12 protein-coding genes and 1 other RNA gene are annotated in these 13,224 nt (G+C 59.7%); 10 read left to right on the top strand and 3 right to left on the bottom strand.

Translation table 11 applies throughout. The annotated features are described in order from the left end of the window. Positions 1 to 44: 44 nt before the first annotated feature. Positions 45 to 1,457, top strand: coding sequence for a serine hydrolase (locus QA646_RS09540; RefSeq protein WP_283055232.1), 1,413 nt, complete (start codon positions 45 to 47; stop codon positions 1,455 to 1,457). A gap of 13 nt (positions 1,458 to 1,470) precedes the next feature. Here the strand turns inward: QA646_RS09540 and QA646_RS09535 are convergent, their stop codons facing one another. From QA646_RS09535 to QA646_RS09525, 3 genes are all read right to left on the bottom strand, one after another. Further along, entirely contained in the window at positions 1,471 to 2,661 is a 1,191-nt protein-coding gene (locus QA646_RS09535) for a transglycosylase SLT domain-containing protein (RefSeq protein WP_283055231.1), read from the bottom strand. Positions 2,662 to 2,775: 114 nt separating this feature from the next. Further along, positions 2,776 to 3,411, bottom strand: coding sequence for a LysE family translocator (locus QA646_RS09530; protein WP_283055230.1), 636 nt, complete (start codon positions 3,409 to 3,411; stop codon positions 2,776 to 2,778). Positions 3,412 to 3,470: 59 nt separating this feature from the next. Then, positions 3,471 to 4,682: a pyrophosphate--fructose-6-phosphate 1-phosphotransferase gene (locus QA646_RS09525; RefSeq protein ID WP_283055229.1), complete on the bottom strand. Its 1,212-nt coding sequence runs from the start codon at positions 4,680 to 4,682 to the stop codon at positions 3,471 to 3,473. A 286-nt stretch (positions 4,683 to 4,968) separates the two neighbouring features. Between QA646_RS09525 and QA646_RS09520 the strand changes: the two genes are divergently transcribed. The 9 genes from QA646_RS09520 (at position 4,969) to QA646_RS09480 (ending at position 13,186) form a co-directional block, all read left to right on the top strand. Continuing rightward, entirely contained in the window at positions 4,969 to 5,676 is a 708-nt protein-coding gene (locus tag QA646_RS09520; protein ID WP_283055228.1) for a DnaJ family molecular chaperone, read from the top strand. Beyond that, positions 5,673 to 6,434, top strand: coding sequence for an N-acetylmuramoyl-L-alanine amidase (locus QA646_RS09515; RefSeq protein ID WP_283055227.1), 762 nt, complete (start codon positions 5,673 to 5,675; stop codon positions 6,432 to 6,434). Before QA646_RS09520 ends, QA646_RS09515 begins: the two co-directional genes overlap by 4 nt. Before the next feature lie 264 nt (positions 6,435 to 6,698). Continuing rightward, positions 6,699 to 7,256, top strand: a complete 558-nt coding sequence (locus tag QA646_RS09510) for a transglycosylase SLT domain-containing protein (RefSeq protein ID WP_283055226.1) — start codon at positions 6,699 to 6,701, stop codon at positions 7,254 to 7,256. Between the two features lie 83 nt (positions 7,257 to 7,339). Further along, positions 7,340 to 8,533 carry an FAD-dependent oxidoreductase gene (locus QA646_RS09505; RefSeq protein ID WP_283055225.1) on the top strand — a complete coding sequence of 398 codons (1,194 nt, stop codon included), beginning with the start codon at positions 7,340 to 7,342 and terminating at the stop codon, positions 8,531 to 8,533. Between the two features lie 67 nt (positions 8,534 to 8,600). Further along, positions 8,601 to 9,000, top strand: an RNA gene (gene rnpB, locus QA646_RS09500) — RNase P RNA component class A. Positions 9,001 to 9,428: 428 nt separating this feature from the next. Further along, positions 9,429 to 9,869, top strand: coding sequence for a division/cell wall cluster transcriptional repressor MraZ (mraZ, locus tag QA646_RS09495; protein ID WP_283055224.1), 441 nt, complete (start codon positions 9,429 to 9,431; stop codon positions 9,867 to 9,869). 14 nt (positions 9,870 to 9,883) lie between these two features. Beyond that, positions 9,884 to 10,909 carry a 16S rRNA (cytosine(1402)-N(4))-methyltransferase RsmH gene (gene rsmH / locus QA646_RS09490; RefSeq protein WP_283055223.1) on the top strand — a complete coding sequence of 342 codons (1,026 nt, stop codon included), beginning with the start codon at positions 9,884 to 9,886 and terminating at the stop codon, positions 10,907 to 10,909. A 1-nt stretch (position 10,910) separates the two neighbouring features. Then, on the top strand, positions 10,911 to 11,435 hold the full coding sequence (locus QA646_RS09485) for a hypothetical protein (RefSeq protein WP_283055222.1): 525 nt from the start codon (positions 10,911 to 10,913) through the stop codon (positions 11,433 to 11,435). Then, a complete protein-coding gene (locus QA646_RS09480; RefSeq protein ID WP_283055221.1) occupies positions 11,435 to 13,186 on the top strand; it encodes a penicillin-binding protein 2 in 1,752 nt (583 codons plus the stop codon). The genes QA646_RS09485 and QA646_RS09480 overlap by 1 nt, the downstream gene beginning before the upstream one ends. Positions 13,187 to 13,224: the final 38 nt, after the last annotated feature.

Below are 13,224 nucleotides of genomic sequence, written 5' to 3'. Positions count from 1 at the left end.
CTGCATTTCCTGATTGTCTCCGCAAACCTCGGAGGGTGTGCGACATGCGTTTGATATCGAGAGTGATCGGGGCTCTTATTCTTTTGTTGCTGATCATTGTCGCGAGCAACGCCGTCTGGCTTTGGATATGGCCACCGGAATTGCTCCGAGTAGGCGACGGCTACGCTGCCAAGATCGTCTGCTCGAATACCTTTATCGCCAAGCGCGATCCCGAGCGGATAATGGCGGATGATGTGCAGGCGCCCGGCAATCCGGCGCTGAAGCTCGTCCAGGTTTCGGTCAACCGAGAGGAAGGCGTGGTCACCGCCCGCTTCCTGGGCATGTTTGCACCAAACTATGCGCTCTACCGGGGCGCACTCGGTTGCACGACTGTGCCGGACGGTGATCTGTCGGCGGCGCGCAGCGCGGTATTCCTCAATAAAGTCAGGACGGCCAAGAGCGATTCTCTTTGGCCGGATGGCGATAGGGTCGCGCTAGGGCAGGATGAAGCCGGACGCGCGCTCTCGCAGCTCCTTGCCAATCAGGATTTTGCCGGCCCCGCCATGCGCGCGATCGTCGTGGTCAAGAACGGCCATATCGTCGCGGAGGCCTATGGCGACGGGTTTGACAAGAACACGCCTTTGATCGGCTGGTCGATGACCAAAACGGTCAATGCCGCCATCATCGGCCGCCTGATGCTAGCGGGCCGCATGTCCTTCGATGATCAGAACCTTTTGCCGCAATGGAGTGGCGATGCGCGCAAAAACATCAAGCTCAGCGATCTCCTCGGGATGGAGAGCGGTCTGGCCTTCAACGAGGGCTATGGTGCCGTCTCGGATGTGACCCGCATGCTCTATCTCGATCCCGATTCGACGAGGATTGCCGCTAACGCGCCTCAAGAGTCGGCGGCTGGCGAACGCTTCACCTATTCCAGCGGCACTGCGACGCTGCTCTCAAGGCTTTGGATGAACAAGCTTCCGAACGAGAGTGCTGCAATCTCCTATCCGCGTGAAGCGCTGTTTGCGCCGCTCGGCATGTCCAGCGCCGTGTTGGAAGCCGATGAGCGCGGCACCTTTGTCGGCAGCTCCTATCTTTATGCGACGGCGCGCGACTGGGCGCGCTTCGGCCAGTTCCTGCTGCAGGATGGTGTCTGGAAGGGCCAGCGCCTGTTGCCGGAAGGCTTTGTCGGCGCGATGCGCACCCCGACAACGGCATCGGAAGGCCTCTATACGCAGGTTCAAGCCTGGCTTGCCGGCCCTGGCGGCTCGAATGCGCAGTTCGGCCTGCCTGCGGATACATTCTGGATGCTCGGACATGATGGCCAGAGCGTCGCTATCGTGCCATCAGCCAATCTCGTGCTGGTGCGCATGGGGCTGACGCCGGGCTGGCTGGACTACAAGCCGCAAATTCTGCTGAAGAGGATTCTGGACATAACCAGCGCCGGTCAGGACATAGCCCAACCGGTGCTGGCGGAATAATGATCTGTTAGAATCAGTAGTTGCCCTGGGAGACGTCCGACAGGCCCTTGCGCTTGGCATCATAATAGTAGCCACGCGCATAGAGCTGAACGGCATTGGCCTCTTTGTTCTCGGCCTTGTTGTCAGCCACCATCCAGGCGCCGCGCAGATATTTGGCGGCATATTTGATGTTGGTTTCGGCGTCGAGCAGGCCTGCAGGCGGGCCTTCATAACCCATCGATTTCGCGGTGTTGTATCTAATCTGCATCAGGCCGAAATAACCGGCCCGATTATAGGCCTTCGGATTGTAGCGGCTCTCGCGGTGAACGACACGATGGATCAAGGATTCCGGAATTTCGTAAAGCTTGGCATATTTTTCGATGAGCTTCGAAACGTAGCTCTTCTCTGCTGGCGGCACATCGGAATCGTAACTCTGAGGGGTCAGCACCGCCGAAACGACCGTCGGGCCGCTGGCATCGAAGTTGAAATCATAATGCATGCGCGTGTCCGCATAACCCATGCCGGCAATCTGCATGGGCGCGGCATACGCGACTTCGGCCGGTGCCATGATCGGTGCATCTTCGCCGGGGCGAGGGGTCGGAACGACGGACTGAATGGCTGCAACGTCCGATGTCATCGGAATCATCGCCTGGCTCTGGGCCACGGAATCTGACACCGGCAGAAGCGCCGTATCGCCCGGACGCGCCGGATTCGGGATTGGGATGGCGACGACAGCGGGAACCACGGGTTCGTCGGAGGCTGCATAAGCCGCGGCGGCGGATGTGTTTGTTGCCGGCGTGCCGTTCGCTACAGGTGCGTTCGCTGCAGGCGTGCCTGTGACAGCCGCTATGGCGACGGTACCCTGATTGGCCGCATTCGGCGCAGTTGCCGCCGGACCACCCATGCGGTTCTGGGCTGCCTGAATCTGATTCTGGTCGACCGAACCGGCGCCGATCCGGTCCGACTTCATCAATGCTGCCTGCTGCTGAGGCTGAGTCTGCTGGCCTGTTGCCGGTGTGGTGGAAGCCACCGCTACGCCGCCTGTGGGCGACGCAGCACCGACCGTAGCCGGGTTTGTATTCGGATGCGGCACGTTGGTTTGTGCCGACGGGAGTTCTGCCTGGGACGTCTGTTGCTGAGTGCTTGCACACCCGGCGAGGACGCCGCACATCATTGCCGAAAAGGCAACGCTGCGCTTTAGGCTGGGAAATCCGATCGCTACCATTCTGTCACTTTCGAAAAAACCAAACCGCCCTGCGACGCAAATCACTCACAGGGTTGATAAATTTATGAATCCCCCATTAACCTATCCGTGATCGCCCCGCAACCCTGGACAGCATCAAGCGGCCATCCGGCGATAGCCGGCGGTCACTGCGCCGGCGGCTATCAACAGGGTTCCGCCCGTCCGGTTGACGACGCGTTGCACGCTTGCCTTGCGGATGAAACCGCGCGCCATGTCGGCGATGAAAACGTAAACTAGCGAGTTCAGCGCGGCCAGGGTGAGGAAGGTAGCCTCCAAAATAACGGTTTGCTGGAGGAAGGATTTCGACAGATCGAGAAATTGCGGCACGAAGGCGATGAAGAAGACGATGCTCTTCGGGTTCAAAGCGGTCACAACGTAAGCGTGCAGCAGGATCTTGAGCGGTTTTTCCTCCGGAAGATTGTCATTATCGCCCATTGGACCGGTCACGATCGGAGCCCGCCAGAGCTTGATTCCGAGAAACATGAGGTAGGCCGCGCCGATCAGCTTGAGAATCGTGAACAGAGTCGCGGAGGCGGCGAGAAGAGCACCAAGACCAGCGAGCGAGGCAGTCATCGCCGTGAAGTCGCCAAGCGTTACGCCGGTTACCGTTGCCAGTGCCGTCTTACGACCGTGGCCAAGTGCATATGAGATCACTAGGAGGATGGTCGGGCCGGGGATTGCCAGCATGATGCAGGATGCGGCGGCGAAAGCGAGCCAGGTTTCGATGGGCATGGAATCCTCCTCTATTCCTATTCGCCGCCAGCAAAGACATTGGATTTGCAATCCGTCAATTAGGATTGCGTGTATTTTTGCCCGATATGATCCATGACTTCGGCGAACCACGGCAACGACATATCGAAGGGCTTGCCGCCCTTGATGCGCGGGAATTCGATAGTGCGCAGCTTGCCGCCCTGGCCTTCGTCGTGGCCGGTGACGCCGGAGACCTTATTCAATGCACTTTCGACTGCGAGATCGACCATACCCTGGATCAGGCGCTGGTCTTCGCCGTTGGCGGGCGCCGAGCGCGCAAAGTAACCCGACTTCTGCACCAGGGAGCGCTCCGCGCCGAGGAGGGTCGCGAATTGCTTCTGGAACCAGTTGCCGACGTTGACGGTATCGATCTTCACATGACCGAAGGCGTCGCGCTTGATGGTTTCGCCGGCAGCTTCGCGCTCGGCGACGATAGCCTCCAGGGCGGCACCTTCAGAAACGAACAGCGTCACTTGGCCGGTCTTGTCCATGATCGCCTTCAGGCGGTCGGCTTCAGATTCAATGTCGAACGCCATTTCCGGCAGGTAGAGGCCGTCGATGCTCTTCATGGCGGCATTCATCATGAAGCCGTCGACATATTCATTGGCGCTGGTCTTCTGGATATAGGCGCGGGCTGTCGCAGCCGTCAGCCAGCCGCAGCTTCTGCCCATGACTTCATGGATGACGAGGGTGCGCGGGGCGGCGGTCTGTTCGTTGCTGACATTGTCGAAGAAATGCGCGCCGACTTCGGCTGCCGTCCAGGCGCCGAGAGATTGGCGGATCGGCACGACGTCGTTGTCGACCGTCTTCGGCAGGCCGACCACGGTCAGGTTGTAGCCGTTGGCGCCGAGATAGGCGGCAAGATCGGCTGCTGTCGTGTTGGTGTCGTCGCCACCGATCGTATGGAGAATGGTGACGCCGTCGGAGGCGAGGCGCTCGGCGGCGACGCGCAGTGGATTTTCGCCTTCCTTGACGAGGCCGCGCTTGACGCAATCGGCGGCGTTGGTGAGCTTGACGCGGCTGTTGCCGATCGGTGAGCCGCCGTAGCGGTGCAATAAGTGCGCACGCTCGCGCATGTCAGGCGTCACCTCGATGCGATCGGCCAACAGAACGCCCTGATAGCCGGAACGATAGGCAATAATGTCGAGATCGGGCGCCACGTCGCTGTAGCGCTGGATCAGGCCGCCGACAGCAGAAGAGAGACAGGGCGCCAATCCGCCGGCGGTGAGCATTGCAACTTTCTGTTTGGCCATGGGGATCCTCCTTGCAGCCGGGCTGCTTCATTTCGGTGATTGCCGTCGGAATGGATGCGACAGCCGGGCATGGCTGTAAAGTAAAGAATTTAAGAAACGCGCGCTTGCTTTTTCATCGAAGCGGTGAGTTGCCTCATTCGTGCGGTATCGCAAATATCGGTTTCAAACACGCCATCATTGCCGAATTGTGAAAAGTGTTTTCGGCTGTGCGACCAATGAACTCCTTGCAATCGCAACCATTATTTGATCAACGTGTTTCTATTCAGAAGGGGTAGTTGAGACCATCATGTCGTTTTGGGAAAAATTGCTGAATGCTGTTGGTGGCACTGCTGGCAATGCCCTGTCGGCTGTGGTCGAAGCCATCAGGACGCTGTTCGAAGGTGATCCGGAGACCCGCCGCAAAGTCGCCTTTTCCGTCGCGATCATCGCGCTTTCCGCCAAGATGGCGAAAGCCGATGGTGTGGTGACGGAAAACGAGGTCAACGCCTTCCGCGAGATCTTCGAATTTCCGCCGGATCAGGCGAAGAATGTTGCACGTCTTTATAATCTGGCGCGTCAGGACGTTGCCGGCTACGAGGCCTATGCGGAGAAGCTGTCGTCGCTCTGCGTCACCTGTGCGAAGAATTGCCCGGTGCTGGAAGACGTGCTTGATGGTCTCTTCCATATCGCCAAGGCAGATGGCCTGATCCACGAGAAGGAAATGGCCTTCCTGCAGCACATTGCGCAGATCTTCCATATGAGCGAGCAACGGTTCGAGCAGATCATGGCGCGCCATGTCAGCGCCGGCCGCGATCCTTATAAGGTGCTCGGCGTATCGCCCCAGGACGATTTCACGACCATCCGTCGCCGCTATCATGGCCTGGTCTACGAGAATCACCCCGACCGCCTCATCTCGCGCGGCGTGCCGGAAGAATTCCATCTGATTGCCAATGAGCGCATGGCGGCGCTCAACGCGGCCTACGCGGAAATCGAGAAAGAACGCCGCGCCGCATGAGTTCCTTCGCTGCAGATTTTTCGGGCGCCAGCGTGCAGCCGTCGCCGAACCATGGCGAGCGGCGGGACAGGCGCAAGCCGGATATGATCCTGCTGCATTATACGGGCATGGGTACGGCCGACGGCGCTCTTGACTGGCTCTGTCGCGACGAGAGCCAGGTGTCGAGCCACTACTTCGTCTTCGAGGACGGGCGCGTGATCCAACTCGTGCCGGAGGAGCGTCGCGCCTGGCATGCCGGCAAGAGTGTCTGGCACAACGAGGCTGACATCAATTCGCTGTCGATCGGCATCGAAATCGCCAATGCCGGCCATCCCGGCGGACTGCCGGATTTTCCGGATGCCCAGATCGAAGCGGTCATCGAACTGTGTCGCGATTGCGGCCATCGCTGGGCAATTTCACCTGAGCGTGTGCTTGCACACTCCGATGTCGCGCCTGTTCGCAAGGTCGATCCGGGCGAAAAGTTCCCGTGGGCGCGACTGGCCGCAGCAGGGGTCGGCCACTGGGTTGAGCCGACGCCGATCACCGGCGGTCGGTTCTTTCAGAAGGGCGATGTCGGCCAGCCGATCGAGGCTTTGCAATCCATGCTCTCGCTCTATGGTTACAATACGGAAATCACAGGCGAATTCTCCACGAAGCTGGAGGGTGACGTCGAGGCTTTCCAGCGTCATTTCCGCCAGGAGCGGGTGGACGGGATCGCCGATTTTTCGACCATCGACACGCTGCATCGCCTGCTGTCCGCACTACCCCGCTTTTCCTAAGGTAGGCGGCTTCTATTTCGTAATGCTAAAAAAACCGTAACGCGCAAAATGCGTAACGTACTGCAGCGCCACATCATTTCCCTATTATCTCCGCATTGCGCTGGTCTAACGACGCCCGCTGAACGGCGGTCGCGCAAGTTAGTTTGTGTGTCGCGCGGCCGTAAAGACTAACGGGGACCGTGCACTCCGGCGGCTCTTTTTGCCTCCCGCCGGACTGATGGCTGAGTGCTGTCCGCGATCCTGCGCCTGGAGACAAAAGACTACATGAAAAATCTGATTGTTGCGGCGGCAGCATGCGCGAGCGTGTTGCTGACAGGATATGATTGCGCCTTTGCCGACCCGCGCGGCGAGAAAACCCAGACCCTTCCTCTACAGATCGTCACACGTACGACCGGCTATCCGATGCCGGGTGTTCCTGCCGAATTGCGGGATGTGCAAAATTCCTCCACGACACAAAATCCCTATTCGGCGTTGATTGCCAAATACGCCAAGCAGAACGGCGTGCCGGTCGAATTGGCGACCGCGGTCGTTCAGATCGAAAGCAATTTCAATCCAAAACGGCGCGGAAGTGCCGGCGAGATCGGCCTGATGCAGATCAAGCCCACGACCGCGAAGCTGATGGGTTATTCGGGCAGTGCCAAGGGGCTTTACGATCCCGAGACGAACATCAAGTTCGGCATGAAATATCTCGCCATGGCGCAGCAACTTGGCGGCGGACCGACCTGCAACACCATCCTCAAATACAATGCCGGCCACGCGGCGACGCGCATGAATCCGGTCTCGAAGCAATATTGCGGTAAAGTGCTGGCCCTGCTTGATTAATCGCCGCTTCCGAGATGATTGCGGGGTAGGGCGAAACTGCTTTCCATGTTATCGAGTCTGCAATCATTTGCGAGGGACATAACATGGCAGCGGATTTCCGGTTCATTGTCGTCGGTCGGGGAATGATGGGGGCGGCTGCCGCCCGCCATTTGGCCAAGCAGGTGGACGGCATAGCCGTCATCGGCCCGGACGAGCCGGAGGATCGCGCGAACCATCAGAGTGTTTTCGGCAGTCATTATGACGAAGGCCGGATCACCCGCACAATCGATCCTGACGCCGACTGGGCGCGGCTCGCCAACCGTTCGATCGCCCGCTATGCCGAGATCGAGCGCGACAGCGGCATTCAGTTTTATGCTCCTGTCGGTTGCCTCGTGGTCGGTCCGAAACGGGGCGGCACGGACGCCTATGTCGGCAATGTCGTCGACGCGGCAGCTCGGCTCGGTGTCCGGACGGAGCTTCTGGACGATGCCGGATTGAAGGCGAAATTCCCTTTCTTCTCCTTCGCCAACGACAGCGAGGGTGTCTACGAGCCGCACGGCGCCGGACACATCAGCCCGCGGCGGCTGGTGAAGGCGCAGTCGTTGCTGGCGGAGAAAGCCGGGGCTCGCATCATCAAGCAGACCGTTGTCTCGATCCGCGACGAGGGTGGTCTGGCGCTCGTCACGACGGCGGAAGGCGAGACGTTCCGGGCGGAGAAAATCCTGCTCGCCGCCGGCGGTTTTTCCATTGCCGAGAGTCTGTTGCCGCAGTCGGTTGAGATGAAGGTTTATGGTCGTACGGTGGCTTTCTTTGAGGTGAGCGAGGCGGAGGCCGAGGCGCTTTCGGTAATGCCGTCGCTGATATCCTCCAGGCCTGATCATACCGACAGCATCTACCTGCTGCCCCCGATCCGATATCCGGACGGCAAATACTACATCAAGATCGGCGGCGACCCGGACGATCTCGAATTTGAAAACGAGCCGGATCTGCGTCGGTGGTTTAGAACCGCCGGCCGCGACAAGGCACGCGATCACCTGACGCGGATTATCCACGAGCTGGTTCCGAGCGTCACGGGGCCGTCGACGTTCACCAATTCCTGTGCCGTTTCCTATTCGCCGACCAGGTATCCCATGATCGGTTACACGTCATCGCCGCGCGTAGCGGTGCTGACCGGCGGCTGCGGCACGGCGGCGAAGAGTTCGGACGAGATCGGCAGGCTCGGCGCAGAACTGCTGCTCGAGGGTCGAATCAAGGACGACGGCTACCGCACGGATTTCTCTGCACATTTCCATGCTTAGGTCCGAACGGGGATAAAGCCGCATATTTCGATGGCAATTGCCGGCGCTCTCGGCTAATGGAGCCCTGCCAGTTGGCCGGGCAGCCGCGCCTCACCAATGCCGAAAGGCGGTGAGGTGAGGAAAGTCCGGGCTCCACGGAAACACGGTGCCGGATAACGTCCGGCGGGGGTAACCTCAGGGAAAGTGCCACAGAAAGCAAACCGCCGGGTCTTCGGATCGGGTAAGGGTGAAAGGGTGGGGTAAGAGCCCACCGCGTCTCTGGCAACAGCGACGGCACGGTAAACCCCACCGGGAGCAAAACCGAATAGGGATGACGCGGATCGCGAAAGCGGTCCAGCCCGTTTCCGGGCCGGTCATCCGGGTGGGTTGCACGAGGCGACGCGCAAGCGTCGTCCCAGATGAATGGCTGCCACGTTCCGGCCTCGGCCGGAGCCATACAGAACCCGGCTTACAGGCCAACTGGCAAATTATCCTTCGCTGATCTCGGTGCTCGTCGCTGCCCTTGTGGAAACAATTTGTCGGGCTGCCAAAAGCCTTTGTTTTCAGTTTCTCGACCAAGCCGGACGAGCTGTTTTCGTCGTGAAAACAATCCGGTTTACCTCCCCGGTTCAGGGTGATCCTAACCTTTCGTTAAACTTAACGGGATATGAATATTCAGGCTGTGGCCACGTCTGTGTGGCTTCATCCCATTGACGCCCAAATGGTCCCATGGTATCCCAAAAGCACACTGCACAAGGGCAAATCAGCGCCCGTTCATCGCAAAGCCATGATTCCTCCTTTCTTGGGGGTGGCGGAAGGGTATTCTCTCTTTCGGCTTGCGAAGCTGTGTCCGATTTTGGCTATGTCTGCGGGCGACTGATCGCCCGTATGTCATGGGAAACGGGTGTTTCGCGTCATGAACCGCTTCCTGTCGAATGCGACCAACAGGATCGATGCCAAGGGCCGGGTATCCGTGCCGGCGGCATTTCGTTCCGTGCTGGTGGAGCGCAATATCCAGGAGTTGTATTGTTTCCAGGATTTTGTGTTTCCGGCGATCAGTGTGGGCGGTCTCGATCTGCTCGATCGTTTCGAGCGGCAGATTGCGGCGGACGATCCTTTTTCGCCGGCGGCGAACCAGATGTCGCTCCTGATTCACGGGGGCGGGGTCTTTATGAAGCTCGATGCGGAAGGGCGGTTGATGGTCACGGATTTTATCCGCGGCTTCACCGGTATCGCCAACGAGGTGACTTTTGTCGGTCGGGCGGATCATTTTCAATTGTGGCAGCCGGAGGCTTTTCGGGCCTTGCAGGCGCAGGCACGAGAGGAGCGCAAGCTGGCGGGCCGGCGCTCGGAGTAGAACGGGGAAACGGAATGGCGGCGAATCCTGGCGGAGGCTCGACTGATGCTGGTGGCGGACCGGTTCGTCACATTCCGGTTCTTCTTGCGGAAGTGCTTGAGGCGTTGGCGCCGGCTCCCGGCAAGCTCATCCTGGACGGCACGTTCGGCGCGGGCGGTTATACCTCGGCTATTCTCGCGGCCGGCGCAGATGTGATTGCGCTCGACCGTGATCCGACGGCGGTCGCGGCAGGGCAGGCAATGGTTGCCGCTCATGCGGGCCGTCTTTCTCTCGTCCATTCGCAGTTTTCACAGCTTGCCGATTACGCGCCGCAGGGTGGGCTCGATGGTGTCGTGCTCGATATCGGTGTTTCGTCCATGCAGCTCGATGAGGCCGAGCGTGGCTTCTCGTTCAACAAGAACGGCCCGCTCGACATGCGCATGTCGGCAAGCGGCGTATCGGCGGCCGACGTCGTCAACCGCGCCAAGCTCGCCGATCTCATTCGAATTTTCGCCTTCCTCGGTGAAGAGAAGCAGGCGCCACGCATAGCGCATGCGATCGAAAAGCGCCGCGCAGAAACACCGTTCGTCACGACTCGCGATCTCGCCGGACTGATCGAGATCGTGACGCCGCGGAAGGCCAAGGATAAGATCCATCCGGCGACCCGTGTCTTCCAGGCGCTGCGCATTTTCGTCAATGACGAACTCGGCGAGTTGGCGCAGGCGCTGTTTGCTGCCGAGCGGGCGCTGAAGCCGGGCGGACGCCTGGTCGTCGTTACCTTTCATTCGCTGGAAGACCGCATCGTCAAGAAATTCTTTGCCGATCGCTCCGGCCGTGCCACCGGTTCCCGCCATATGCCCATGGTGCATGAGCGTCTCGCGACTTTCGATCCCATCGGCAAGGCGATGGTTTCCGCGAGCGACGCGGAGGCGGAGGTCAATCCGCGGGCGCGTTCGGCCAAGCTGCGTGCGGGTCTTCGCACGGCGGCGCCGGCTGAGGCTGCCGATCTCTCGATCTTCGATCTGCCCAATCTCGCCAGTCTCGGAAAGCTCGGAGCTTGATATGCTGAAGACTTTTGACATCGTTCTGATCGGCGTCATGACAGCGATGGCCACCGTCACCTACACGATCAAGCATCATGCCGAGCTGAAGCTCGAGGAGGTTCATCGCCTCGAATCGGAGATCAAGCTGGAAAAGGACACGATCGAGCTTCTGAAGGCGGACTGGGCGCTGGTTGTGCAGCCAAACCGCCTGGAACGATTGGTCAACAACTACAATGACGAGCTCAAATTGCAGCCGACGCTCTCGACTGCGATCGTGCAGCCGAGCGAATTGCCGATGCTCCGCTCGCAGGTTCCGCCGGAAGTGGTCGCCGATGCCAAGGATGGCGGCGCCAAAACGGCTAGCAGTAAGGTGAAGGCTGCCGCAGCATCGAAGAACGGCGACACGACGGATGCGCAAATCAGAAAGGCGATTGCCGATGTCGCCGCCGCTCCTGCGCCGCGTCCGGTCGCGAAGGCGCCGTCACTGGTGAAGCACAAAAAACAAGAAGTCGACAATATTGCAACGGGATCGGTGGACGAGTGATGTCTTTTCTTTCGCGCATCATGGTCTTGAAAAGCAAGGCGCATTTCTCCACCGACGGCAATAACCGCCCGAGTGACGGTTTCGGCAACTCGACCTTCGAAGGCGCCCGTAAACGCAAGGCCAATCAGGCCAAGAGCCGTGTCGTTTTGTTGGTCGCGAGCTTTACCGTCGTCTACTGCATCATCGGTGGCCGTCTTGCCCAATTTGCCATGACGCCGCCGGATACGACGTCGAGCATCCTGCCGCCGGACCGGCTGATGGCGTCGCGCCCCGATATCGTCGACCGCAACGGCGCCCTGCTTGCAACCGATATTCGCACGGTGTCGCTGTTCGCCGAGCCGAACAAGATCATCGATCCCGATGAAGCGGTCGAGCAATTGCGCACCGTTCTGCCCGATCTCGATACCAAGGGCACCTATAAGAAGCTTGCCGTCAAAACCTCGCATTTCGCCTGGCTTCGCCGTCAGTTGACGCCGAAACAGCAGAGCCAAATCCTGGCACTCGGCATTCCCGGCATCGGTTTTCGCCCGGAAAAGCGCCGTTTCTATCCGGGCGGGTCGACCGCCGCCCATATTCTCGGCTACGTCAATATCGATAACCGCGGCGTCACCGGGATGGAGAAATACATCGACGACCAGGGGCTCGCCGATCTCGCTGCTGCCGGCATGACCAATGACCAACCGCTGCAGCCGGTGAAGCTGTCGATCGATCTGCGCGTACAGGACATCGTCCATGACGCGGTCGTCAACGCGGTCAACAATTTCCAGGCAAAGGGGGCAGGCGCCGCCGTGCTCGACGTTCGCACCGGCGAAGTGCTGGCCATGGCGTCGGCACCCGACTTCGATCCGAACTATCCGAACGAAGGCGCTTCCGAAGGCTGGCTCAACCGCATGACGAACGGCACGTTCGAAATGGGCTCGACTTTCAAGACCTTTACCATGGCGATGGCGCTCGATTCCGGCAAGGTGACGCTGCGCGATGCCTTCGATGCCACCAATCCGATCCGTATCGGCGGCTTTACGATCCACGACTTCCATGGCCAGCATCGTGTTCTGACCGTTCCGGAAATCTTCCAGTATTCCTCCAATATCGGTACCGCGAAGATCGCCGACCTCGTCGGTATTGAACCCCATAAGGAATTCCTGACCCGGATGGGGCTGCTCACCAAGATGCAGACCGAACTGCCGGAAGTGAAAATGCCGACGCAACCGCGTGTGTGGAAAAAGATCAACTCGATCACCATCTCCTTCGGTCACGGTGTTTCCACCACGCCGCTGCAGACGGCGGTCGCCGGCGCGGCTCTCGTCAACGGCGGCAAGTTGATCGAGCCGACTTTCCTGCCCCGCACCCGCGAACAGGCCGATGCGATCGCCAAAACCGTCGTCAAGAAGAGCACCAGCGACGACATCCGCTTCCTGCTCGATTTCAACGGCTCCAAGGGTTCCGGCCGCGCCGCCCGCGTACCCGGCTATGACGTTGGCAGCAAAACCGGCACTGCCGATAAGGTCGTCAACGGCCACTATTCGCACACGCTGAATTTCAACACCTTCCTGGCCGCGTTCCCGATCGACAATCCGCAATATGTCATCATGACTTTCTGCGACGAGCCGAAGACCGGTGAACATGGCGGCACGATCTCGGCCTTTACGGCCGCGCCGATCGCTCGCGATATCATCGCCAGGGCCGCGCCCATCCTCGGAATCCAGCCCAGCTTCGGAAACGGCAACTCGGCCTTGCTGGTGTCTTATTAAGCGTGAAAGAATACACAAGTCGATTCGCGAGGGGCGGA

This window comes from Rhizobium sp. CB3090 (assembly GCF_029714285.1).
Lineage (GTDB): Bacteria > Pseudomonadota > Alphaproteobacteria > Rhizobiales > Rhizobiaceae > Rhizobium.
Note: the sequence above shows the minus strand (reverse complement) of the source record. Positions and strands in the feature narration are given on the sequence as shown.

Excerpts from the sequence above, each read along its gene's own strand:
- QA646_RS09540 (WP_283055232.1), top strand. The coding sequence starts at position 45 with ATGCGTTTGATATCGAGAGTGATCGGGGCTCTTATTCTTTTGTTGCTG.
- QA646_RS09535 (WP_283055231.1), bottom strand. The coding sequence starts at position 2,661 with ATGGTAGCGATCGGATTTCCCAGCCTAAAGCGCAGCGTTGCCTTTTCG.
- QA646_RS09530 (WP_283055230.1), bottom strand. The coding sequence starts at position 3,411 with ATGCCCATCGAAACCTGGCTCGCTTTCGCCGCCGCATCCTGCATCATG.
- QA646_RS09525 (WP_283055229.1), bottom strand. The coding sequence starts at position 4,682 with ATGGCCAAACAGAAAGTTGCAATGCTCACCGCCGGCGGATTGGCGCCC.
- QA646_RS09520 (WP_283055228.1), top strand. The coding sequence starts at position 4,969 with ATGTCGTTTTGGGAAAAATTGCTGAATGCTGTTGGTGGCACTGCTGGC.
- QA646_RS09515 (WP_283055227.1), top strand. The coding sequence starts at position 5,673 with ATGAGTTCCTTCGCTGCAGATTTTTCGGGCGCCAGCGTGCAGCCGTCG.
- QA646_RS09510 (WP_283055226.1), top strand. The coding sequence starts at position 6,699 with ATGAAAAATCTGATTGTTGCGGCGGCAGCATGCGCGAGCGTGTTGCTG.
- QA646_RS09505 (WP_283055225.1), top strand. The coding sequence starts at position 7,340 with ATGGCAGCGGATTTCCGGTTCATTGTCGTCGGTCGGGGAATGATGGGG.
- mraZ (WP_283055224.1), top strand. The coding sequence starts at position 9,429 with ATGAACCGCTTCCTGTCGAATGCGACCAACAGGATCGATGCCAAGGGC.
- rsmH (WP_283055223.1), top strand. The coding sequence starts at position 9,884 with ATGGCGGCGAATCCTGGCGGAGGCTCGACTGATGCTGGTGGCGGACCG.
- QA646_RS09485 (WP_283055222.1), top strand. The coding sequence starts at position 10,911 with ATGCTGAAGACTTTTGACATCGTTCTGATCGGCGTCATGACAGCGATG.
- QA646_RS09480 (WP_283055221.1), top strand. The coding sequence starts at position 11,435 with ATGTCTTTTCTTTCGCGCATCATGGTCTTGAAAAGCAAGGCGCATTTC.